Genomic DNA, 21,568 nt, shown 5'->3' on the forward strand with positions numbered 1-21,568 from the left:
GTGTTGCTGCGGGGGGCGTTGGGGGAACTCGAGGCTGACCGGAAGTTCGCCTCGGTGTCGCGTTGTGGCCAGGTGCGCGCCGCAGGTTTCAGTCCGAAGGCGGATTCGACCTCGGATTGACTGAATTCGGCTGCTTCGGCGATGGCCTTGACGATTTGCAGTCGCAGCATCGGCGCGGCGATGCGCGTCACCAGTGGTTTGGCTTCATGTACTAGGCGGGCTCGTCCTTCCGCAGTGTCCGGCGGGCAGCTTGCGCGCAGTTCGTTGAGCAGAAAACTTGCAAGTGGCGTCGCCGTCGCGGCAGCTTGGCTGAATGCGGCGGCGCCGTGGGCGCGGACGAAGGAGTCCGGATCGTGTTGTTCGGGCAGGAACAGGAAGGCTAGGGTGACGTCGTCACGCAGAGCTTCCAGTGCCGATTCGAGAGCCCGACGGGCGGCCTTGCGCCCGGCGTTGTCTCCGTCGAAACAGAATACGATGCGTTGTGATTGGCGTAGTAGCGTATTGATGTGGTGCGGCGTGGTGGCGGTGCCGAGCGTGGCTACCGCGTTGCCGACGCCGAACTGGGCGAGCGCGACGACGTCCATGTAGCCTTCCACCACGATCGCGTAGCCGGCGTCGCGGATGGCCTTCTGTGCCTGGGGTAGGCCGTAAAGCTCGCGTCCTTTCTCGAAGAGGGGCGTTTCCGGTGAGTTCAGGTACTTGGGTTCGCCGCCATCGAGCACGCGTCCGCCAAATGCGATGATGCGCCCGCGCCGGTCCTGGATCGGAAACATGATGCGGTTGCGGAAGCGGTCATAGCGTCGTCCGGTGTCGTTCTCGATGACCAGTCCGGCTTCGAGCAGGGCTTTCGCGTCGTAACTCGGAAAAGTGTTGCGCAGCGCCTGCCAGTCTTCCGGCGCGTAACCTATGCCGAAGCGAGCGGCGATTTCGCCGCTTAATCCGCGCCGCTTTAGGTAGTCAATCGCGTCCGGGGAGCCCTTGAGCTGTTCGCGGTAGAAGCGCGCGGCCGTGGTCATGGCGTCGACGAGTGCGTCGTTTGCCGGGGCGGTGTCGCTGCGGAAGCTGGGGTTTGATTCCTGTGGTACCTGCAGGCCGGCGTGCCCGGCCAGTTCTTTGACTGCCTCGACAAACGGCAGTCCGCTGTATTCCATCAGGAAACTGATGGCGCTGCCATGGGCGCCGCAGCCGAAGCAATGGTAGAACTGTTTGGTCGGGCTGACCGAGAACGACGCGGACTTCTCTCCGTGGAAGGGACAGCAGGCGAAATAATTCGCTCCGCCCTTTTTCAGGGGCAGGTGGCGCTCAATGACGTCGACGATGTCGACTCGGGCGAGAAGGTCCTGGATGAACGACTGCGGAATCATGACCCGGTCGCTGCCTGCCCCTGAGGGCGACAGGCCATCAGCTGGAAAGCTTTGTGCGCACTCGGCGCGAGGCTTCGGCCATATCGGCGCGCCCGGCCAACCGGGCTTTCAGCAGAGTCATCACGCGGCCCATGTCGGCAGCGCCGGTTGCCCCGCACTCGCCGATCGCCGCGTTAATTTCAGCATTCAGTTCGTCGTCGGACAGTTGCGCAGGAAGATAGGCAGACAGTACTTCGATCTCGAAGCGCTCACCGGCGGCAAGTTCCGGGCGGTTGGCTGCGTCGTACTGGGTCGCAGCGTCGCGACGCTGCTTGACCAGTTTTTCGACGGTAGCCATGACCCCCGCGTCATCCAGCTCAATTCGATCATCGATCTCACGCTGCTTAATTGCCGCGACAAGCAGGCGCACGGCAGACAGTCGTGCGCTGTCCCTGGCACGCAGCGCGGCCTTCATGTCGTCCTGGATGCGTTGCTTGAGGGACATGGCTGACTCCGAATCGAAAATGCAAAAGCCACGCCGGGCGCGAATCGTTTGATTCGCGCCCGGCGTGGTGGCCGACTGGCTGAATCCCCGAGGGGTCAGTACAGCTTTGGCGGCAGGGTCTGGCTGCGCAGGCGCTTGTGGTTGCGCTTGACGGCCGCAGCCGACTTGCGCTTACGTTCCGCGGTAGGCTTTTCGTAGAATTCGCGGGCGCGAAGCTCGGTCAGCAAACCGGTTTTTTCGATGGTGCGCTTGAAGCGGCGGATGGCAACTTCAAACGGCTCGTTTTCCTTGACGCGAATACCCGGCATTGCGAACTTCCTTGTGTGTCTTGTGGGCGGAAAAACGCGAATTATAACGACTCAATTCCGACAAGCCAAGTACAAACTTAGCTTCCTGCGATGCGGGTCGTTAGAATGTGGGCTTGTTCGATGGGTCGAGGCCATGGATTACGAATCATGAAAGTGCTGGGAATCGAGACGTCCTGCGACGAAACGGGTGTGGCGGTGTTCGACACCGATGCGGGGCTGCTCGGCCATTGCGTGCATTCGCAGATCGACCTGCATGCCGCGTATGGCGGCGTGGTGCCGGAGTTGGCGTCGCGCGATCACATCCGGCGCCTGCCGGTTCTGGTGAAACAGACGCTTGCCGCGGCATCCTGTGAGCTGTCGCAAGTCGATGCGGTCGCCTATACGGCCGGGCCTGGTCTTGCCGGTGCCCTGCTTGTCGGCGCGAGCTACGCGGAGTCTCTCGGCTTGGCGCTTGGCGTGCCGGTGTTGCCCATCCATCATCTGGAGGGGCATCTGTTATCGCCGCTGCTGGCGGCGGATCCTCCCGCGTTTCCGTTTGTCGCGCTGCTCGTTTCGGGTGGGCATACGCAGCTTATGCAGGTGACGGGCGTTGGCGAATATGCCTTGCTTGGCGAGTCGCTCGACGATGCGGCCGGTGAAGCTTTCGACAAGACGGCAAAGTTGATCGGGCTGGGTTATCCGGGCGGCCCGCAACTCGCGAAACTCGCCGAGGCGGGGCGTGGCGGGCGCTTCCGTTTGCCGCGCCCGATGTTGCGTTCGGGTGATCTTGATTTCAGCTTTAGCGGGCTCAAGACAGCGGTGCTGAATGTCGTCTCTGGGCCGGACTGGCGTCCCGAGGATACAGCCGATCTGGCGGCGGATTTTCAGGATGCGGTGGTGGACGTGTTGTGCGCGAAGGCGTTGAAGGCGCTTGAGCAGACCGGGCTGTCACGGCTGGTTGTGGCCGGCGGGGTGGGGGCTAACCACCACCTACGCGAACGCCTAAACTCGGCTGCGCGGCACAAGGGTTGGCGAGTGTACTACCCGGAGCCCGAGCTATGCACGGATAACGGAGCGATGATCGCCTTCGCGGGGGCTCGGCGTCTGGCGGCGGGGCAGATTGCCACCGAAGGGCATGCGGTGCGGGTGTACCCCCGCTGGCCGCTGGCGGGTTTGAGAGCACCCGGTGATGCAATCAATGAGGCGTAGCGAGATTCGGGGTAGGGGGCGACGGAGTGCCTCGTGCCCTTCGTTTCGCAGCGCCTCATTGCAGCGTCATTCGAACTGCGAGACCGGCGCCATCGTGGCGATCAGGCCTTGCTTCCGCCGATCTTGCCTTCCGTGCCATTCAGCAGCTTGCGAATATTCGAGGCGTGACGCCAGATTAGGAGCGCTGCAATTAGCGCAAGGACCGCAACGGCGGGTTGTGCCCCGAGCAGAAGAAATCCGGCGGCCGGTGTGACGATTGCAGCACTGAGTGCGGCAGCGGAGGAGTAGCGGGTCGTGAAGGCGACGGCGAGCCACACGAGCAATGCGCTGAGCGCGACCCAGCCATTGATGCCGGCAAGCACGCCAAGGGCGGTGGCAACACCTTTGCCGCCATTGAAGCGCAGAAAGATGCTGAAGACGTGGCCGAGGAATGCCGCCAATCCGGCAAGCGCCGCGTCGGTCGCGTCGAAGCCGAGTCGCGCAGAGGCCCACACCGCGAGCCAGCCTTTGGCGCAATCGCCGATCAGAGTCAGCAGGGCGGCGGCCTTATTGCCGCTGCGCAGGACATTGGTTGCACCAGGGTTGCCGGAGCCGTACTTGCGCGGGTCGGCGAGGCCGAACAGGCGGCTGGAGACAATTGCGAAGGGGATCGAACCAAGCAGGTAGGCGGCAAGCAATAAAGGCAGAAGAGTCATGTTTTCACCTAGAATTGCCGCGATTCTAATCGGGAACCGCCATGGATTTCATTTTCATCGAGGAATTGCGGGTGCAGGCTTGGATCGGCATCTATCCGCGCGAAAAAGCCGCGCCTCAGACGGTTGAGCTGAACCTGACCTTTGGCGTGCCGGATTCCGCCGCGGAGCATGACGACATCGCGGACACCATCAACTACGCGGAAGTGATCGAACGGATTCGCAAGGAATTGGCGGAACGCCATTTCAATCTGATCGAGACGCTCGGCGAATTCGTGGTGCATCTGTTGTTCGACGAATTCGGCGCTCCGTGGGTGAAGATCCGAATTGCCAAGATCGGCGTAATGAAAGGCGTGCGCCGGGTAGGGGTGTACATCCAGCGCGGCAGGGAGGGGGTTTCCCTTCCCCCGACCTCGATCTGATTTTCCGATGCATTCCGGGCGCATCGCGCCCGGAACCGGATTCAGATCATTTGCCGGCGCTGACTTCGAGTTCCACGAGAGGCTTGTTCTGTGCAAGCCAGTCGACCACCCACTGGGGTTTTCTGCCGCGTCCGCTCCAGCCGATGGCCGGATTTTCCGGGTGACGATATTTCACCGGAACCGGACCGGTTTTCTTGCCGGCGGCTTTGCTCTTCCGTTTGGCCGGGGCGCTTTTCTCTTCGGCGACAGCGGCGCTCGGCAACAGGTCGCTCAGCGACATGCCTTGGTCGGCGGCCATTTTCTGCATTTTCTTCAACAGGTCGCGACGGGTGGTGTCGCTTCGGCGGCGGATTTCTGTTTCAACTTTGGATTGCAGGCGGCGCAATTCGGTCAGCGATAGCTTGGCCAGTTCCATTTTATTCTCCAGTTATCGATTGTCTTATTGTGTGGTGCGGGTCAATCACGGATGGCGTCGCGATTCAAACGCTTGAGATCAAAAGTGATTGGCTGCGGGCATTCTGCCAGCAAATTCCGATAATTAGAATCCCGTGGAGAATTAAAATGGAAATTCAGAAACTGTTTCGAAACGCTAGAGCGCCGCGTTGACGAGCTGCGGCTGCAATATCCGGATAATGTCGTGAGGATGCAATCCGAGTAGGAATCCGCGGCGTCCGCCATTGATATAGACGAGCGGCAGGTCAAGAATTGTCTTTTCCATGTATACCGGGAGCTGTTTGCGCAGGCCGAATGGCGAAGTGCCGCCAACCAGGTAGCCGGAATGGCGGTTTGCCACTTCCGGCGTGCAGGCCTCGATGCGTTTTCGCCCGATCTGGCGCGCGAGTTCCTTTGTGGATACCTTGCGATCTCCGTGCATGAGCACGATCAATGGATCGGCATTCTCGTCTTCCATGACCAGTGTTTTGACCACCGCGTGTTCCGCGACATTCAATTCGCGCGACGATACCTTGGTGCCACCATGCGGTTCATATTCATATAGATGGGTCGAATAGGCGACATGGTGCTGCTTTAGGAAACGCGTTGCTGGCGTTTCAGGCGCGTGGTGCTCTGGCTTGCTCATGCTTATGCTCCGGAATAGCTGTGTTGCGTGGACCGATCATGTCGCAGCGCCTGCTCAACCGCGCGGGTGGTGTTTTGCGTGCAGGGTCTTGAGTCGTTCGCGGGCGACGTGAGTATAGATTTGGGTGGTGGATATATCCGCATGACCCAGCAGCATTTGCACAACGCGCAGGTCGGCGCCATGGTTGAGCAGGTGCGTGGCAAATGCGTGGCGCAGGGTATGGGGCGAAATGCGTTCGCGGGGAATGCCTGCGGTCGTGGCATATTGTTTGACGATGCGCCAGAACATCTGGCGCGTCATGCCTGCGCCACGTTGGCTGACAAATATGTCGTCGCAGGTTTTCCCGGCCAGCAGCTGCGCGCGCGATTCGCGAAGATAACGCTGCAGCCAATGAATGGCTTCCTCGCCGAGCGGGACGAGTCTCTCTTTGCTGCCCTTGCCCATGACGCGTACCAGACCGTCGATCAGGCTGGTGGAAAAAACCTTCAATCCTACAAGCTCCGATACGCGCAGTCCGGTGGCGTACAGCACTTCGAGCATGCTGCGATCGCGCAGCCCGAGGGGCGTATCGGCATCGGGCGCCACAAGCAGGGCTTCGACCTGAGTCTCGGAGAGGGTCTTGGGGAAGCGTTCAGCACGCATGGGCGGGTCGAGCAGGGCAGTCGGGTCCTCTGCGATGCCGCCGCGCGCCAGCAGGTGACGGTAATAACGGCGCCACGCCGACAGCAGGCGGCGTTGGCTGGCTGGCTTCGCGTTCCGGCTGAATTCCGCGAGATAGGCTGCGAGGTCGGCGCCGCTAGCCTGACTCAGGTGTCCGCCGCGTTTGCACGCCCAGTGCGCAAACAGCGCGAGATCGCTGCGGTACGCGGCAAGGGTATTGCGCGACAGTCCATGTTCGAGCCACATCGCATCGTTGAAAGCGTCGAGTTCCGCAAGCGTATCGGCGCTGAGTTGTGCTGCGATTGCGCTCACCGGCGGGCCTCGAAGTCGAGCAGCCAGCGTTTCGCGTCGAGCAGATAGCCGCCGGTCGCGCCGGCGAAGCCGCCGAGACCGCTTTTGGCAACGACTCGATGGCAAGGAACGATGAGCGGAAACGGATTGGCGCCGCAGGCTTGCCCGACGGCGCGCGCAGCACTGTTCAGTTCGTCAGCAAGACTGCCGTAGCGTCGCCACTCGCCGCGCGGGATATTGGTGATGGCGGCCCAGACGCGGCGCTGGTAGGGCGTGCCGCGTTCGGCGAGGGGCAGGTCGAAGGGGCGATCGGGGTCGTCGAGCCAGCTCGTGATCTGGGCGACTGCGTGCTCTGCGAGCTTACTGTCCGGGGGGCGAGTGGGCATGCCGGGAGGCAGAAAGACCAGCTCACGGATCTGGGTGTCATCGGCGCGGATGCCAAAGCCGCCAAACGGAGCCGCCAGGATCGCGGAAAATGCGCCGGGGGATTTTGCGATGTCGCGGGCGGGCATGGAGTCGGTCAGCACAAGGTGCAGGGCCGAATGGCGAGCCTGCGGCGAGTCGGGGGGAGGGGACTGTGCTGCGGTGTCACGTGGCACTTCCCAGAAGGCGTTTTTTGAGATCGTTGTCGGCGGGCTGCTCGCCCAACCAGATGCGCAGCAGGGCCGCATAGAAGCGTTCATCGGGGATGTCGTCGCCGCGGCGTGTTCCACCGACCGTCAGGCGGGTGCCGCCGCCGGGGATCCAGTCGATCAGGACTTCGGTGCCCTTCGGAGCCTCCTTGAGTGTGAGCATGGCGTTGCGGAAGGCATCGATCGACGGCTGGATGGACGCCAAGGCCTCCGGTGGATGATTTTTCTTCAGGCCTTCGATCAGGGCGTCAATGAACTGGTCGGTGCCGAGGTCGCGCAGTGTGACGATGCGAATGCGTTTGCTTCCGGGCAGGTTCTGGATCGCAGTAGGCGTGTCCGTCCGCTGCGGTAGGTACAGACCCATCGCATACACTTTGAACATGATCCTGGTGCGTACCCCCGCGCCGTTAAGAGTGAGCGACTGCGCAGCAACGTTGCTGCTGTCCTCAAAGGAGACACCGGCAACGTCAACGGCGGCAGTGGCAATGCTTGCGGTCGCGGCGAGGGTCAGCATGGCGCCGGCAAGCAGCGATCGACGGGGCATGAAAGTTGTCTCCTCTTTGATTTCCAGTTTGACAAAGGCGAACGCCCGTGATGGCACGGGCGTTTTCAGTGTTTCATGCGCGCTGGTGGCAAACCATCGGTCGGAACGCGCGATGTGTCGTCGGTGCCTAGCGGCGGGTTTCGCCGTTGCCGAACACGATCCATTTCTGGCTGGTGAGGCCTTCGAGCCCGACGGGGCCGCGGGCGTGGATCTTGTCCGTAGAGATGCCGATCTCGGCTCCCAGACCGTACTCAAAACCGTCCGCAAAGCGCGTCGAGGCATTGACCATGACCGACGCGGAATCCACCTCGCGCAGGAAACGCATTGCACGCGTGTAGTTCTCTGTAACGATTGCTTCGGTATGCCCCGAGCTGTACATGTTGATGTGCGCAATCGCTTCGTCAAGGTCTGCGATCACCTTCACTGCAATGATTGGGGCCAGGTACTCTTCGTGCCAGTCCTGCTCGGTTGCGGCCGCGAGTTGGGCATCGGCGATGGCGGCCTCGCGCAGGATTGCCAGCGATTCGGTACAGCCTCGCATCTCCACACCCTTTCCGGCGAGCATGCGTCCGATCTCGGGCAGGAAGCGGGCAGCGACTGCACGGTCGATGAGCAGGGATTCGGCGGTATTGCAGGTGCCGTAACGCTGCGTTTTCGAGTTTTCGACGATCGGCACGACCTTGGCCGGGTCCGCGTCGGTATCGATATAGACGTGGCAATTGCCGTCGAGGTGCTTGATGACCGGTACCCGTGCTTCGCGCGAGATGCGTTCGATCAGGCCCTTCCCGCCACGCGGAACGATCACGTCGACGAACTCCGGCATCGTGATGAGCTCACCGACGGCGGCGCGGTCGGTCGTTTCCACTACCTGGACTGCCGCTTCAGGCAGGCCAGCAACTGTCAGCCCCGCGCGCACGCACGCGGCGATCGCCTGGTTGCAGTGCAGGGCTTCCCTGCCGCCCCGCAGGATCGCCGCATTGCCGGATTTCAGGCACAGCGCAGCGGCATCTGCGGTGACGTTCGGACGGGCTTCGTAGATGATCCCGATGACGCCCAGCGGTACCCGCATCTTGCCGACCTGGATGCCCGAGGGGCGGCGCTTGACGTCGGTGATCTCGCCGACCGGGTCGGGCAGGGCCGCAACCTGCTCCAGTCCTTCGGCCATCGCTTCGATGCCCTTTGCGTTGAGCGTCAGCCGGTCGATCATCGCCGCGTCCAGCCCGGCGGCACGGGCTTCCTCAAGGTCGCGTCCATTTGCAGCGAGAAGCTCCTCGCGGCGATCGCGGACTGCGGCGGCCATCGCCAGAAGTGCTGCGTTCTTGTCGGCGGTCGAGGCCGCGGCAAGCTGACGAGAGGCGGCACGTGCCTGGCGGCCCAGAGTCTGCATATATTCGTGAATGTCCATCGGGATCTCGGTGTTGCCGTGCAAAAAACAATTAAAACACCGATTGGCCCCGTGCGGCCAGTATCGTGCCTGCCGGCGACGAATCGTCGGCCGCCCAGAGGGGCAGCCCGGCTGTGTTCAGCGACGGACGAGGCGCAATACGAGTTGCAGGAACTCGTCCCAGACGTCCCCAGGTGCGAGGCCCTTGATGATGCGATCGATTTTCGCCGCATGCAGCAGTGCTGCACGGAGAGCAGCAGCCTGCAGGCGTGGCAGCGCGCGCTGGATCGCTTGACGGCGACGTTCGTCGAATACTCGCTCAGCCTTCAGCAGGCCGGCGAGTTGCTGGCCCGAGGCGAGACCCGTGCTCAGTGCCGCCAGGGTACGGATTTCGTTCGCGAGAGCCCAGAGGACCAGCGGTGCGGCGGCACCTTCGTCCTGCAGGCCTTCGAGCAGGCGCGTGCAGCGCACAGGGTCGCCTTCGAGCAGCGCCTGACGCAACTTGTCGATGTCGTAGCGGGCGACATTGAGGACGGCGTCCTGGACGTTTTCGAGACTCAGCCTGCCCTCGCCGTGGAGCAGGCCGAGCTTGAGGATTTCCTGATGGGCGGCGAGGAGGTTGCCCTCTACGTGATCTGCGATGAAGCTCAGGGCTTCCGGTACGGCCGATTGCTGCTGTCGTGCCAGGCGGCCGGCGATCCAGTCCGGCAGGCGCTCGCGTTCGGGGGCGTTCAGTTCGACGGCGATGCCGGCCTCGCTCAGGGCGGTGAGCCATGCCGTCTTGCGCGTAGCCCAGTCGAGTTCAGGCAGGGTGATCAGCGTAACGATGCCATTACCGATATTGCGCGCATGCCGTTGCAGTGCATCGCCGCCCTCGCGTCCGGGCTTGCCATTGGGGATGCGCAGATCGATCAGCTTCGAGCCGCCGAACAGCGAAAAATTGCCCGCCGCGGCGTTCAGGCTGTCCCAGCGGAAGCCTTGTCCGACGACCAGCGTTTCCCGTTCCTCAAAACCTTGGCGGCGCGCGGCGGCGCGCACCAGATCGGCCGCTTCGAGCACCAGCAGGGGTTCGTTGCCGTGCAGGAGGTAGAGCGGGGCGAGCGGTTTTTCGAGGAGGGCGGGTAGCTGGTCGGGTCGCAGATTCACGGTTTGACGGCGGCCAGGCGGCGCATCAGCTGTTCCACCAGATCGCCCTGCATGTCGCGATACAGCAGGGCTTCTTCCTGTTCTTTCGCCAACACCAGGGAGTCGTCGTAGGTGTATTCGCGTTTCGCAGAGATGCTGGTGGGTCGAATGCGCTCAGTGCCTGCGCGGTCGATCAGCCGGAAAGTAATGACGTGCCGCAACTCGTACTCGCGCACCTTGCCGGCGCCGGTCAGGGTGAGAATTTCGCGCTCCGGCTGGTTGCGCAGGATTTCGAGTCGTACCTCGGCCTTGGCTGCGTCATCGACGATCTCGGTGGTGCCGCTGGTACGCACGCGGCGGCGCAATGCAGCGCCGAGTTCGGTCTGCGCGCCGATGCCGATGAAGATGCTTGAAAACGCAAGCGGACGCGGACCTCGCAGCTTGAACCCGCAACCGGCCAGCGGCCCGGCCGCTGCCAAGGCACCGAGGGCGAGAACCAGGCTGCGGCGGGATCGTGAAGGAGTCATCCGCTTGTGTCCTCAGACCACGATATTGACGAGTCGGCCCGGCACCACGACAACCTTGCGCGGCGGTTTGCCTTCCATGAACCTCTGAGCGGCTTCGGATGCCAGCGCGAGGGCTTCGATGTTCGACGTACTTGCCCCCGCAGCGACCTTCACGCTGCCGCGCAGCTTGCCGTTGACCTGCAGCACGAGATCGATTTCGTCCTGTTTGAGCGCAGCCTCGGACGGCTCCGGCCAACTCGCCTGGAGTAGATCTCCGGCAAAGCCGCAGTCCTGCCAAAGGGCCTGGGCGATGTGCGGTGTGATCGGTGCGAGCAGACGCAGCAGGATCGAAAAGCCTTCCTCGGCGAGTTCGGCGTGCGCGGCGGCATTGTCGCGCGGCGCCTTTTCGAGTGCATTCAGCGTCTTCATCGCGGCCGAGACAACCGTGTTGAACTGGTGCTTGCCGAAATCGTAATTCGCCTGCTTGAGGCAGTTATGAATCTCGCGCCGCACGGCGGCGAGTGCTTCCGGCAATTGACCGGACGCCAGCTGACGCTTGGCCGGCAGCTGCGGACGAAATTCGGTCGCAAAGTTGTGGCCGAAGCCCCACACCCGGCGCAGGAAACGGTACGCCCCTTCGACGCCGGAATCCGACCATTCGAGTTGCTGGTCGGGCGGCGCGGCGAAGATGATGAACAGGCGTGCCGTGTCGGCGCCGTACTGGTCGACCAGCGCCTGCGGGTCGACGCCGTTGTTCTTCGACTTGGCCATCTTCTCGATGCCGCCGATCACCACTGGCGCGCCGTCGGCGGTGAGTTTCGCCGACACGATACGGCCTTTCTCGTCGCGCTCGACCTGAACCTCGGCCGGGTTGATCCACTGCTTCTTGCCGCCTGCGATCTCCCGGTAATACGTCTCGGCGACGACCATGCCTTGCGTCAGCAGGTTCGTAAATGGCTCGGACACGTTCACCAGCCCCTCGTCGCGCATGGCGCGGGTGAAGAAGCGTGAATACAGCAGGTGCAGGATCGCGTGTTCGATGCCGCCAATGTACTGGTCGACCGGCGCCCAATAGTTGACGCGCGCATCCACCATTGCCTGGTTGTTGTCGGTGGAGGCGTAGCGCAGGAAGTACCACGACGACTCGACGAAGGTGTCCATTGTGTCGGTTTCGCGCCGGGCCGGTTTGCCGCAATTGGGGCAGCTGCACTGGTAGAAATCCGGCATCTTCGCCAAGGGCGAGCCGCGACCGGTGACTTCGACGTTCTCAGGCAGGACCACGGGCAACTGCTCGTCCGGCACCGGCACGTCGCCACAGTCGTCGCAGTGGATCATCGGGATCGGGCAGCCCCAGTAGCGTTGGCGCGAGATGCCCCAGTCGCGCAGACGGTACTGCGTGCGCTTGGCGCCCAGACCCTTCGCGACGAGGTCGCTGGCGATTGCATCGACGGCATCCTGGAAATGCAGCCCGTCGTATCTTCCGGAATTGACCAGTCGGCCCTGCTCGGCATAGGCGTCCTGCCACGGCGCAACGGTGTCGACGTAAGCGTCGCGCGTCGAGCGCACCACCATCTGGATCGGCAGGTGATATTTCGTTGCAAAGGCAAAGTCGCGCTCGTCGTGGGCCGGTACCGCCATCACGGCACCTTCCCCGTAGCCCATCAGCACGTAGTTGGCGACCCACACGGCGAGGTATTCACCTGTGATCGGATGGACGACACGCAGGCCGGTCGGCATGCCCTTCTTTTCCATCGTCGCCAGATCGGCTTCGGCAACGCCGCCGTGGCGGCACTCCTCGACGAATGCAGCGAGTTCAGGGTTGTTTGCGGCCGCCTGGAGCGCCAGCGGGTGTTCGGCGGCGACGGCTACGTAGGTTGCACCCATCAGCGTGTCGGCGCGGGTCGTAAACACTTTCAGCACACCGGAACTGCCGATCGTCGACAGGTCGTAGGGGAAGTGCACCTCGACACCTTCGGAGCGGCCGATCCAGTTCTTCTGCATCAGCTTGACCTGTTCGGGCCAGCCCGGCAGCTTGTCGAGCGCTTCGAGAAGCTCATCCGCGTAGGCGGTGATCTTCATGTAGTACATCGGGATTTCACGCTTTTCCACCAGCGCGCCACTGCGCCAGCCGCGGCCGTCGATGACCTGCTCGTTGGCGAGCACCGTCTCATCGATCGGATCCCAGTTCACCGTGCCGAGTTTCTTGTAGATCAGCCCCTTCTGATACAGCCGGGTAAATAGCCATTGCTCCCAACGGTAGTAGTCGGGCTTGCAGGTGGCCAGTTCGCGCGACCAGTCGATGGCGAAACCCAGCCGCTTCAGCTGGCCCTTCATGTATTCGATGTTGGCGTAGGTCCACTTCGCCGGCGGCACGTTGTTCTGGATCGCGGCATTTTCCGCCGGCATGCCGAAGGCATCCCACCCCATCGGCTGCAGGACGTTGAAGCCGCGCATGCGGTGGTAGCGTGCGAGCACGTCGCCGATGGTGTAGTTGCGCACGTGACCCATGTGCAGCTTGCCCGAGGGGTACGGGAACATGCTCAGGCAGTAGTACTTGGGCTTGCTGGCGTCTTCGGTGACATGAAACGCCTGGGTGCTCTCCCAGTGCTGCTGGGCGGCGGCTTCAACCGTGGCGGGGGTGTATTTGTCCTGCATGGGCGGGGGCTGGAATCAAGGCGTGGAAAACACGCAAGTATATCGCGAAGCCCGGTGACCTCGTGCGGAGGCATAGTTTGCGCGGAGCAATGATGCTTTGTGAGCAAAAAAAAAGCACCCGGACGGCGCCGGATGCTGAATCTCCATGAAGGAGAGGGAGGAAGAGGGTGTCGCGATCGCTGCCGCGTGGAATTCAGTGCGCTCAGGCGACCCGGCGTGGCGTTCCAGAATGGCGTTGCCAGTTGGCGGAAAAGGCGGAGAACACGTCTTCCATCGCCGTCAGCGGGAGGCGCCAGATGCGGTTCTGCGTACGCACAAACGGCGTGACGCGCGGCGAGCAGAAGCTGTCGCGCTCATCACCGAGCAGGCGCAGGAAACTGTTCATGGCTTCGCCCCAGTATTCGGCATTGCCCACCCAGCCGGTTTGAGCGGTCGCCTCGCGAACAGCCTTGTGCCACAGCACGGTGGCGCGTTCAATGGATACGCCGGCCTTGCGGGCATACCAGGGCAGCAGCTTGGGGGTCTTCATGATCTGGTTCTCCTGTTGGCCACGGTTGGCCTTTGCTTGCGCCGCGGTGGCCTCATGAGCCCGCCGTGCTTAAGGCGCGATTAATGCAGTGCAGCAAGTCATAAAACGCTAAGTTTCATGGATTTCAAGGAGAGTTTCCTTGATTTTCCTCAAACGAATGCTGCTTTGCACAATTCCAAAATAGTCTACTCGTCAGACAACTTCAAGCGTCATGTTGCGGCGCCGCAACATCTGTTGCGCAGGGTGGCATTGCGAGTCGTTACGCATGGCGCTGGTGTTCGCAATGCGGGAGTTCCGGTCCCGCCCGGTTAAAATTGCCCCCTAACCAGGAAAAACGCATGTCCGATTTGCTTGCCAATCTCAACCCGGAACAACTCCAGGCCGTCACCCTGCCGCCGCAGCACGCACTGATTCTGGCCGGCGCCGGCTCGGGCAAGACCCGTGTCCTGACTACCCGCATCGCCTGGCTGGTGCAGACCGGCCAAGTCGATCCGCAGGGCGTGCTTGCCGTCACTTTCACCAACAAGGCTGCGAAGGAGCTGCTCGCGCGCCTTTCGGGGATGTTGCCGTTAAGCTTCAATCAATCGTCGCGCGGCATGTGGATCGGTACTTTCCACGGCCTGTGCAACCGGCTGCTGCGTGCCCACCATCGCGATGCCGGGCTGCCGCAGCTGTTCCAGATCCTCGATTCCGCGGATCAACTCGCCGCCATCAAACGTCTGCTGAAGGCGCTCAACGTCGATGATGAAAAGTTTCCTCCGCGCGAGCTGCAGCACTTCATCAATGCACAGAAGGAAGCCGGTCTGCGCCCGCACGCGGTCGAGGCCTGGGACGATTACACCCGTCGCAGGGTCGAACTTTTCACGGAGTATGAGACACAGTGCCAGCGCGAGTCTGTTGTGGATTTTGCGGAGTTGCTTTTACGCACCTATGAGTTGCTTGAGCGCAACGAGCCGATCCGGCGCCATTACCAGCGGCGCTTCCGGCACATCCTGGTGGACGAATTCCAGGATACCAACCGCCTGCAATACCGCTGGCTGAAGCTGCTTGCCGACGGTGGGCAGGAAGGGGGCGCGTGCCTGTTCTGCGTCGGTGACGACGATCAGTCGATCTACCGTTTCCGCGGTGCCGAGGTCGGCAATATGCGCGACTTCGAACGTGAGTTCCGCGTCGCGAATGTGATCCGGCTTGAACAGAACTACCGTTCGCACGGCAACATCCTCGACGCCGCCAATGCGATCATCCGCCACAACACCGGCCGTCTCGGCAAGAATTTGTGGACCGAACGTGGTGCCGGCGAACCGATCCGGGTGTTCGAGGCCTTTGCGGACATTGATGAGGCCCGCTGGATTGTCGAGGAGATCCAGTCGCTGGTGCGCGACGGCATGAGTCGTTCGGATGTCGCGCTGCTGTACCGTTCCAACGCGCAGTCGCGCGTGCTCGAACACCAGCTTTTTTCGGCCGGTATCGCATATCGCGTGTATGGCGGTCTGCGCTTTTTCGAGCGTCAGGAGATCAAGCACGCGCTCGCGTATTTGCGCCTGATCGCCAATGCCGACGACGATACCGCGTTCAGTCGTGTGGTGAATTTCCCGACGCGCGGCATCGGTGCGCGGTCTCTGGAGGCTCTGCAGGACGCTGCACGTACCTGGAATACCAGCCTGTACGCGACGGTGCCGCACTTGGCCGGCAAGCCCGGCACGGTCCTGGCGCAGTTCGTGCGCCTGGTCGAGGATCTGCGACGCGATACCACGCGCTTGCCGCTGCCCGAGTTGGTCGACCACGTGCTCGACGCCAGTGGTCTGCGCGATTTCTATCGCAGCGAGAAGGAAGGTCAGGAGCGGCTCGAGAACCTCGACGAGATTATCAACGCCGCGGCGAATTTTCTCGGTGAAGCGGGAGCGGATGCCGAAGCGCTCGCGCAGCCGCACTCGCTGCTTGCGGACTTCCTTGCCCATGCCTCGCTGGAAGCGGGCGAGCATCAGGCCGATGCCGGCAGCGACGCGGTGCAGCTAATGACCGTGCACGCGTCGAAAGGGCTTGAGTTCGATGTGGTGTTCCTGTCCGGGCTGGAGGAGGGGCTATTTCCGCACGAAAACAGCGCGCTTGAAACCGAGGGGCTGGAGGAGGAGCGGCGCCTGATGTATGTCGCGGTCACGCGTGCGCGTCAGCGGCTTTATCTGAGCTTTGCCCAGAGCCGGATGCTGCACGGTCAGACCCGCTACAACTTGCGATCGCGCTTTCTCGAGGAAATCCCGCAGGGGCTTACGAAATGGCTGTCGCCGCCCAGCCCCCGCGGGATGGGCGCACGCAGCGGTTTTGGGCAGCGGATGGAGCCGCCGCGTAGCGGTTTTGCCGCGAAAGCGCCGCAGCCCTCATCGCGCAGCCAGGATTTCGGCGGTTTGCGGGTGGGGCAGTTGGTAAAGCATGCGAAGTTCGGGCAGGGGGTGATCGTATCGGCTGAGGGGAATGGGGCCGATGCGCGCGTCCAGATCAATTTCGGCGTGGCCGGGGTGAAGTGGTTGATGCTGGCAATCGCCAAGCTTGATCCGGCTTGAATTCAGGGGCACCTTGCCCGGGCGTGCTCAGGCGCCGTAGGCGCGCGCGAGCGTGTCGTGCAGTGCGACGAATTCCAGCGCGAGCTTGTGCTTCGGGTCCAGGTGGATCATCGGTTTCGATTGTTCGTGCGATTCCTTGATCTTGATCGAGGCTGACAGGTAGGGCGCGAGCACCGGCAGGCCTTCGTTGATGAGCTCCTGTACCACTTTTTGCGGCAGGCCCGCGCGGGCCTGGAACTGGTTGACGACGATGCCTTCCACCCTCAGTTCGCGGTTGTGATCCGCCTGGATTTCCTGCACGTTTTCCATCAACGAATACAGCGCGCGACGCGAGAATTCGTCGCAGTCGAACGGAATCAGGCAGCTGTCTGCGGCGATCAGCGCGGAGCGGGTATAGAAGTTGAGTGCCGGGGGAGTGTCGATATAAACCACATCGTAGTCGTCGGCCAGTTCATTGAGCGCGTCGCGCAGCTTGTAGATCTTGTAACGGGATTCGAGCTTGCTTTGCAGGTCTTCCAGCGCCGGGTGCGAGGGCATCACGTCCAGCCCGTCAAACGGGCTGGCGACGACAAATTCGCCGGTTTTCTTCGGATTGAGCTTGAAATTGAGCGTCTGGTCGAAAAAGTCCGCCAGCGTGGTGTCGAACGCTTCGCCCGCCTGTCCCAGCAGGTATTGCGTCGAATTGCCTTGCGGGTCGAGGTCCACCACCAGCGTTCGTTTGCCCTGGTGAGCGCTGATCGCCGCCAGGTTGCACGTAATCGTTGACTTGCCGACACCGCCCTTCTGATTGAACACCACGCGTCGCATCTTTGCTTTCCTCTATAGAGTGCGGTGAGATTGTGCCAAAAATTGTCGACAAGCACGCATCAGCGAGACGCTGTGCTAGCAATTTGGTCCTCCGTCTGCTTGCACTGGGGTTTACCCTGATTTGCCTCTGCCCAACGCTGGTCGCCTGCGCTAAACTTGCCCCTCGTCAAAGGTGACGCAAGCGGCTCATCTCCCGAAGCCGCAGTCATTCGGGTCCTGCGACCCGAGATCCGCAGCGCAGCGCCCGTTGTGTCGGGTTCCGGCAGGGATATGCCGAGCGGCTGCGGTTGTTCGCAATTGGCGAGACGCTGGTGCGGGCGTAGAGTCCTTCTTCGCACAACTCAGACAACCTCGGACAACAATCACCCACCCGGAGAGGGAGAACAATGGATCAGGATTTCATCAAGGCGGCGCTTGACTATCACCGTTCGCCGACGCGCGGCAAAATTTCGGTCGTTCCGACCAAGAGTCTGACGAATCAACGCGATCTTGCCCTGGCGTATTCGCCCGGTGTTGCCGCCGCCTGCGACGCGATCGTCGCAGACCCTGCTACCGCGCGGGAATACACGTCGCGCGGCAATCTCGTCGCGGTCGTCACGAACGGAACGGCGGTGCTAGGCCTGGGTAACATCGGCCCGCTCGCATCCAAGCCGGTCATGGAAGGCAAGGGTTGCCTGTTCAAGAAATTCGCCAATATCGACGTGTTCGACATCGAACTGGCGGAGAACGACCCCGACAAGCTGATCGACATCATCGCCGCGATGGAGCCCACGCTCGGTGGTATCAATCTCGAGGACATCAAGGCGCCCGAATGCTTCTACATCGAGAAGAAGCTGCGCGAGCGCATGAAGATCCCGGTCTTCCATGACGACCAGCATGGCACTGCGATCATTTCGTCCGCTGGTCTGATCAACGGCCTCAAGGTGGTCGGCAAGGACATCGGCAAGGTGAAGCTGGTGTGTTCCGGCGCCGGTGCGGCGGCGATCGCCTGCCTCGACCTGATGGTCGGCCTCGGCCTGAATCGCGAGAACGTGTTCGTCTGCGATTCCAAGGGTGTGATCTACGTTGGCCGCGAGGACAACATGGAGGCCAACAAGGCGCGCTACGCGCAGAAGACGGATGCGCGCACGTTGGCCGAAGTGATGGAAGGTGCCGATGTGTTCCTTGGCCTGTCGACCGCGGGTGTGCTCAAGCCCGAGATGGTCGCGAAGATGGCCGACAAGCCGCTGATCTTTGCGCTGGCCAATCCGAATCCGGAAATCCTGCCGGAGGACGCCAAGCGGGTGCGTCCGGACTGCATCATCGCCACCGGCCGTTCGGATTACGCCAACCAGGTGAATAACGTCCTGTGCTTCCCGTTCATTTTCCGTGGCGCACTCGATGCCGGCGCGACGACGATCAACGAGGAGATGAAGCTCGCCTGCGTGAAGGCGATTGCGGAACTGGCCCAGGCCGAACAGAGCGACGTCGTTGCGTCGGCCTACGGCGGCGCAGACCTGCGCTTTGGCCCCGAATACATCATCCCCAAGCCTTTCGATCCGCGCCTGATTGTCCGGATCGCCCCGGCAGTCGCGAAAGCTGCGATGGAGTCCGGTGTGGCGACCACCCCGATCGCGGATCTGGTCGCATACGCCGCAAGTCTGTCGGATTTCGTGTACCAGTCCGGTATCGTCATGAAGCCGGTGTTCTCGGCCGCCAAGCGCGTGCCGGCTGAAGCCAAGCGCGTGCTGTATGCCGAAGGTGAGGACGAGCGCGTGCTGCACGCGGCACGAGTGGTCATCGACGAGAATCTGGCACGCCCGATCCTCATCGGTCGTCCCAGCGTGATCGAGATGCGCATCCAGAAGATCGGCCTGAATCTGGTGCCGGGCCGCGACTTCGATATCGTGAACCCCGAGTCTGATCCGCGTTATCGCGAGCTGTGGCAGGAATACCATCGCATGATGTGTCGCGACGGCGTGACCCCGGACATCGCCAAGGCCAAGATGCGTCGCGACACCACGCTCATCGGCTGCATGCTGTTGCGCCGTGGCGATGCCGATGCGCTGGTGTGCGGCACCTTCGGCACCTACGATTACCATTTCGATCAGGTCGAGAAGGTCATCGGGCTGAAGAAGGGCGCCAAGCTGTTTGCCGCGATGAGCTTGTTGTTGCTACCCAAGCGCACCTTGGCGATCACCGATCCGTACGTGAATGAAAACCCCAACGCCGAGGAAGTGGCGGAAATCGCCCGCATGGCCTCCGAGGAGCTGCGTCGTTTCGGTATCGAACCGCGCGTCGCGTTGCTGTCGCATTCGAACTTCGGCAGCTCGCGCTCCGCCTCTGCGCGCAAGATGCGCGAAGCGGCCGGGATCCTGCGCAGCATCGCGCCGGGGCTCGAGTGCGATGGTGAAATGCATGGTGACTCGGCGTTGTCGCCGGAAATCCGTGCCAAGGTCAATCCCGAATCGACCTTGATCGGGGAGGCCAATCTGATGGTGATGCCGAACCTCGATGCGGCAAACATCTCGTTCAACATGATGAAGATGGCAAACAGCGACGGGGTCTCGATCGGACCAATGCTGCTTGGCGCAAGCTTGCCGGTGCATATCCTGACACCGTCGGCGACCGTGCGCCGTCTGGTGAATATTACCGCGGTATCGGTGGTGGATGCCTACGAGCAGCGTATGCAGACGGCGGCGGGCGCCTGAGTCGCCTGATGCGGGCCGCCGATTCCATTGCGCGGGTCGGCGGCTCGTGCGTTCTCCGGATCGTCGTTGATGGTGTAATCATGCCGCGCGTGCTGATCGTGCTCGGTGTCGCACTTCTTGCCGTCGGCCTGCCGCTATAGGGGTTGATGAGTCTGCCGATCTGGCTCTTCCGGCGTTAACAAGGATTACAATCGGTCGGAAAAGGTCTTCCATCAGGAGCTAAACATGCCCCAGGCGATTCGCTTTCATCAGACCGGCAGCCCCGACGTACTGCAATGGGAATCGGTTGAGCTTGCCGCGCCGGGAGTTGGAGACGCTCAGGTTCGTCATCACGCGGTCGGCCTTAATTACATCGATACATACCACCGCAGTGGCCTTTACCCGGTGCCGCTGCCGTCGGGTCTCGGTCTTGAGGGCGCCGGGGTGGTGGTCGCGGTGGGTGAGGGCGTTACGAATGTGGCACCCGGCGATCGCGTAGCGTACGCCGGTGGGCCGCTCGGCGCGTACGCCGAGGTGCGCAACATCCCGGCGCATCGCCTGGTGACGCTGCCCGAGGCGATCTCGTTCGAGCAGGGGGCGGCGATGATGCTGCAGGGTCTGACCGCACAGTACCTGCTGCGGCGGACCTATCGTGTGCAGGCAGGCGACACCATCCTGATTCATGCTGCCGCCGGCGGAGTTGGTCTGATTGCTTGCCAGTGGGCCAAGGCGCTTGGTGCGACGGTGATCGGAACGGTCGGCTCGGATGAAAAGGCCGCACTCGCGCGCGTTCACGGTTGCGATCATCCGATCGTGTATACGCGGGAAAATTTTGTCGAAAGGGTCAAGCAGATTACCGCCGGCGAGGGTGTCCCGGTGGTGTACGATTCCATCGGCAAGGACACCTTCATGAATTCGCTGGACTGCCTGCGACCGCTCGGCATGATGGTGTTGTTCGGCGCGGCGTCCGGGCCGGTGCCGCCTTTCGATCTCGGGCTGCTTGCGGCGAAGGGGTCGCTGTACGTAACCCGTCCGGGGATCGCGACCTACATCGCGAAACGCGAGGATCTCGTGGCGATGGCAGCTGAACTCTTCGATATCGTCGGATCGGGCAAGGTAAAGATCGAGATCAATCAGCGTTACGCGCTCAAGGATGCGGCACAGGCGCATCGTGATCTGGAAGCGCGCCGCACGACCGGGTCGACGATTCTGTTGCCCTGACGAGCAAGGATTGGGGCGAAAAATGGGGCAAAGGATGACTGTGTTGCGACGTGCGCTGATCCTGCTGGTGTGGTTGTTGGCGATTCCGCCGGCACCCCCGGTTATTGCGCAGACGGCTGCTCAGCCCTCGATGAACCCCGCCCAGGCCGCTTTTGTCGCGGCGGCAAGTCGGCGCATCGAGGATCATTTCGTGTCGGAGGTGGCGCGCATCACCGGTACGAGCCCCGCCCGCGTGCGCAAGGCGATGCCGGACGAACGCCGCATCACTTCCGCCGCGTCCCGTCTTATTTCCGCGCTGGAGGTCGATCTCGGCGCACCGTTGTCGGCAGAGCAGCAGGCTGCGATTCTCGATGCCGATCAGGCGCGCAAGCTGTCGCTGGCGAAGGCGCGCGAGGCCGCCGCAGCGCAACACTGACGAGAATCCGAAAACGCGGTTTGGCAGGGCGGGCCA

Annotated in this window: 22 protein-coding genes; 7 read left to right on the plus strand and 15 right to left on the minus strand. The window is 62.3% G+C overall.

All coding sequences use genetic code 11. The features are described 5' to 3' along the window. The 3 genes from dnaG to rpsU form a co-directional block, all read right to left on the minus strand. A partial coding sequence (gene dnaG / locus GPA25_RS18770; protein ID WP_169261934.1) for a DNA primase occupies nt 1–1,364 on the minus strand: 1,364 nt, incomplete at its 3' end. 37 nt (nt 1,365–1,401) lie between these two features. Next, nucleotides 1,402–1,848: a GatB/YqeY domain-containing protein gene (locus GPA25_RS18775; RefSeq protein WP_169261935.1), complete on the minus strand. Its 447-nt coding sequence runs from the start codon at nt 1,846–1,848 to the stop codon at nt 1,402–1,404. A 95-nt stretch (nt 1,849–1,943) separates the two neighbouring features. Then, nucleotides 1,944–2,156, minus strand: coding sequence for a 30S ribosomal protein S21 (gene rpsU / locus GPA25_RS18780; protein WP_011238288.1), 213 nt, complete (start codon nt 2,154–2,156; stop codon nt 1,944–1,946). Nucleotides 2,157–2,303: 147 nt separating this feature from the next. Here rpsU and tsaD point away from each other — a divergent pair, with 147 nt between their 5' ends. After that, complete coding sequence (gene tsaD / locus GPA25_RS18785) at nt 2,304–3,344, plus strand: tRNA (adenosine(37)-N6)-threonylcarbamoyltransferase complex transferase subunit TsaD (protein ID WP_169261936.1); 1,041 nt, start codon at nt 2,304–2,306, stop codon at nt 3,342–3,344. A gap of 101 nt (nt 3,345–3,445) precedes the next feature. Here tsaD and plsY read toward each other — a convergent pair whose 3' ends face one another. Next, entirely contained in the window at nt 3,446–4,039 is a 594-nt protein-coding gene (plsY, locus tag GPA25_RS18790) for a glycerol-3-phosphate 1-O-acyltransferase PlsY (protein WP_169261937.1), read from the minus strand. Nucleotides 4,040–4,080: 41 nt separating this feature from the next. Between plsY and GPA25_RS18795 the strand changes: the two genes are divergently transcribed. Then, nucleotides 4,081–4,458, plus strand: a complete 378-nt coding sequence (locus GPA25_RS18795; protein WP_169261938.1) for a dihydroneopterin aldolase — start codon at nt 4,081–4,083, stop codon at nt 4,456–4,458. 46 nt (nt 4,459–4,504) lie between these two features. Here the strand turns inward: GPA25_RS18795 and GPA25_RS18800 are convergent, their stop codons facing one another. From GPA25_RS18800 to GPA25_RS18845, 10 genes are all read right to left on the minus strand, one after another. Beyond that, on the minus strand, nt 4,505–4,873 hold the full coding sequence (locus tag GPA25_RS18800) for an H-NS histone family protein (protein WP_169261939.1): 369 nt from the start codon (nt 4,871–4,873) through the stop codon (nt 4,505–4,507). 174 nt (nt 4,874–5,047) lie between these two features. Further along, nucleotides 5,048–5,536 (minus strand): Cys-tRNA(Pro) deacylase, encoded by a 489-nt coding sequence (ybaK, locus tag GPA25_RS18805; protein WP_169261940.1) that lies wholly within the window; start codon nt 5,534–5,536, stop codon nt 5,048–5,050. Between the two features lie 54 nt (nt 5,537–5,590). Continuing rightward, a complete protein-coding gene (gene xerD, locus GPA25_RS18810) occupies nt 5,591–6,508 on the minus strand; it encodes a site-specific tyrosine recombinase XerD (RefSeq protein WP_169261941.1) in 918 nt (305 codons plus the stop codon). Then, entirely contained in the window at nt 6,505–6,999 is a 495-nt protein-coding gene (locus GPA25_RS18815; RefSeq protein ID WP_169261942.1) for a methylated-DNA--[protein]-cysteine S-methyltransferase, read from the minus strand. The genes xerD and GPA25_RS18815 overlap by 4 nt, the downstream gene beginning before the upstream one ends. 76 nt (nt 7,000–7,075) lie before the next feature. Next, nucleotides 7,076–7,720, minus strand: coding sequence for a chalcone isomerase family protein (locus GPA25_RS18820; protein ID WP_343035005.1), 645 nt, complete (start codon nt 7,718–7,720; stop codon nt 7,076–7,078). A gap of 70 nt (nt 7,721–7,790) precedes the next feature. Beyond that, nucleotides 7,791–9,068, minus strand: a complete 1,278-nt coding sequence (locus GPA25_RS18825) for a glutamate-5-semialdehyde dehydrogenase (RefSeq protein WP_169261943.1) — start codon at nt 9,066–9,068, stop codon at nt 7,791–7,793. 117 nt (nt 9,069–9,185) lie between these two features. After that, on the minus strand, nt 9,186–10,193 hold the full coding sequence (gene holA / locus GPA25_RS18830) for a DNA polymerase III subunit delta (RefSeq protein WP_169261944.1): 1,008 nt from the start codon (nt 10,191–10,193) through the stop codon (nt 9,186–9,188). Continuing rightward, complete coding sequence (locus tag GPA25_RS18835; protein ID WP_169261945.1) at nt 10,190–10,699, minus strand: LPS-assembly lipoprotein LptE; 510 nt, start codon at nt 10,697–10,699, stop codon at nt 10,190–10,192. Before GPA25_RS18835 ends, holA begins: the two co-directional genes overlap by 4 nt. A gap of 12 nt (nt 10,700–10,711) precedes the next feature. Further along, complete coding sequence (gene leuS, locus GPA25_RS18840) at nt 10,712–13,333, minus strand: leucine--tRNA ligase (RefSeq protein ID WP_169261946.1); 2,622 nt, start codon at nt 13,331–13,333, stop codon at nt 10,712–10,714. Between the two features lie 202 nt (nt 13,334–13,535). Continuing rightward, on the minus strand, nt 13,536–13,862 hold the full coding sequence (locus GPA25_RS18845) for a hypothetical protein (protein WP_169261947.1): 327 nt from the start codon (nt 13,860–13,862) through the stop codon (nt 13,536–13,538). 338 nt (nt 13,863–14,200) lie between these two features. Between GPA25_RS18845 and GPA25_RS18850 the strand changes: the two genes are divergently transcribed. Beyond that, complete coding sequence (locus GPA25_RS18850; protein WP_169261948.1) at nt 14,201–16,420, plus strand: UvrD-helicase domain-containing protein; 2,220 nt, start codon at nt 14,201–14,203, stop codon at nt 16,418–16,420. 27 nt (nt 16,421–16,447) lie between these two features. Here GPA25_RS18850 and GPA25_RS18855 read toward each other — a convergent pair whose 3' ends face one another. Beyond that, nucleotides 16,448–17,227, minus strand: a complete 780-nt coding sequence (locus tag GPA25_RS18855; protein ID WP_169261949.1) for a ParA family protein — start codon at nt 17,225–17,227, stop codon at nt 16,448–16,450. Nucleotides 17,228–17,613: 386 nt separating this feature from the next. On the opposite strand from GPA25_RS18855, the gene GPA25_RS18860 reads away from it, so the two are divergent. The 4 genes from GPA25_RS18860 (at nt 17,614) to GPA25_RS18870 (ending at nt 21,532) form a co-directional block, all read left to right on the plus strand. Then, nucleotides 17,614–19,917 carry an NADP-dependent malic enzyme gene (locus GPA25_RS18860; protein WP_169261950.1) on the plus strand — a complete coding sequence of 768 codons (2,304 nt, stop codon included), beginning with the start codon at nt 17,614–17,616 and terminating at the stop codon, nt 19,915–19,917. An 8-nt stretch (nt 19,918–19,925) separates the two neighbouring features. Further along, nucleotides 19,926–20,057, plus strand: a complete 132-nt coding sequence (locus GPA25_RS24230) for a hypothetical protein (RefSeq protein WP_281357736.1) — start codon at nt 19,926–19,928, stop codon at nt 20,055–20,057. Between the two features lie 85 nt (nt 20,058–20,142). Next, nucleotides 20,143–21,117 carry a quinone oxidoreductase family protein gene (locus GPA25_RS18865; RefSeq protein WP_169261951.1) on the plus strand — a complete coding sequence of 325 codons (975 nt, stop codon included), beginning with the start codon at nt 20,143–20,145 and terminating at the stop codon, nt 21,115–21,117. Between the two features lie 34 nt (nt 21,118–21,151). Next, nucleotides 21,152–21,532, plus strand: coding sequence for a hypothetical protein (locus tag GPA25_RS18870; protein WP_246265860.1), 381 nt, complete (start codon nt 21,152–21,154; stop codon nt 21,530–21,532). Nucleotides 21,533–21,568 lie beyond the last annotated feature (36 nt).

It is taken from the genome of Aromatoleum diolicum, from assembly GCF_012910955.1.
Lineage (GTDB): Bacteria > Pseudomonadota > Gammaproteobacteria > Burkholderiales > Rhodocyclaceae > Aromatoleum > Aromatoleum diolicum.

Excerpts from the sequence above, each read along its gene's own strand:
- GPA25_RS18800 (WP_169261939.1), bottom strand. The coding sequence starts at position 4,873 with ATGGAACTGGCCAAGCTATCGCTGACCGAATTGCGCCGCCTGCAATCC.
- GPA25_RS18815 (WP_169261942.1), bottom strand. The coding sequence starts at position 6,999 with ATGCCCGCCCGCGACATCGCAAAATCCCCCGGCGCATTTTCCGCGATC.
- GPA25_RS18860 (WP_169261950.1), top strand. The coding sequence starts at position 17,614 with ATGGATCAGGATTTCATCAAGGCGGCGCTTGACTATCACCGTTCGCCG.
- plsY (WP_169261937.1), bottom strand. The coding sequence starts at position 4,039 with ATGACTCTTCTGCCTTTATTGCTTGCCGCCTACCTGCTTGGTTCGATC.
- GPA25_RS18835 (WP_169261945.1), bottom strand. The coding sequence starts at position 10,699 with ATGACTCCTTCACGATCCCGCCGCAGCCTGGTTCTCGCCCTCGGTGCC.
- rpsU (WP_011238288.1), bottom strand. The coding sequence starts at position 2,156 with ATGCCGGGTATTCGCGTCAAGGAAAACGAGCCGTTTGAAGTTGCCATC.
- GPA25_RS18865 (WP_169261951.1), top strand. The coding sequence starts at position 20,143 with ATGCCCCAGGCGATTCGCTTTCATCAGACCGGCAGCCCCGACGTACTG.
- ybaK (WP_169261940.1), bottom strand. The coding sequence starts at position 5,536 with ATGAGCAAGCCAGAGCACCACGCGCCTGAAACGCCAGCAACGCGTTTC.
- GPA25_RS18845 (WP_169261947.1), bottom strand. The coding sequence starts at position 13,862 with ATGAAGACCCCCAAGCTGCTGCCCTGGTATGCCCGCAAGGCCGGCGTA.
- GPA25_RS18850 (WP_169261948.1), top strand. The coding sequence starts at position 14,201 with ATGTCCGATTTGCTTGCCAATCTCAACCCGGAACAACTCCAGGCCGTC.
- GPA25_RS18795 (WP_169261938.1), top strand. The coding sequence starts at position 4,081 with ATGGATTTCATTTTCATCGAGGAATTGCGGGTGCAGGCTTGGATCGGC.
- GPA25_RS24230 (WP_281357736.1), top strand. The coding sequence starts at position 19,926 with ATGCGGGCCGCCGATTCCATTGCGCGGGTCGGCGGCTCGTGCGTTCTC.
- GPA25_RS18870 (WP_246265860.1), top strand. The coding sequence starts at position 21,152 with ATGACTGTGTTGCGACGTGCGCTGATCCTGCTGGTGTGGTTGTTGGCG.
- tsaD (WP_169261936.1), top strand. The coding sequence starts at position 2,304 with ATGAAAGTGCTGGGAATCGAGACGTCCTGCGACGAAACGGGTGTGGCG.
- GPA25_RS18855 (WP_169261949.1), bottom strand. The coding sequence starts at position 17,227 with ATGCGACGCGTGGTGTTCAATCAGAAGGGCGGTGTCGGCAAGTCAACG.
- leuS (WP_169261946.1), bottom strand. The coding sequence starts at position 13,333 with ATGCAGGACAAATACACCCCCGCCACGGTTGAAGCCGCCGCCCAGCAG.
- GPA25_RS18825 (WP_169261943.1), bottom strand. The coding sequence starts at position 9,068 with ATGGACATTCACGAATATATGCAGACTCTGGGCCGCCAGGCACGTGCC.
- GPA25_RS18775 (WP_169261935.1), bottom strand. The coding sequence starts at position 1,848 with ATGTCCCTCAAGCAACGCATCCAGGACGACATGAAGGCCGCGCTGCGT.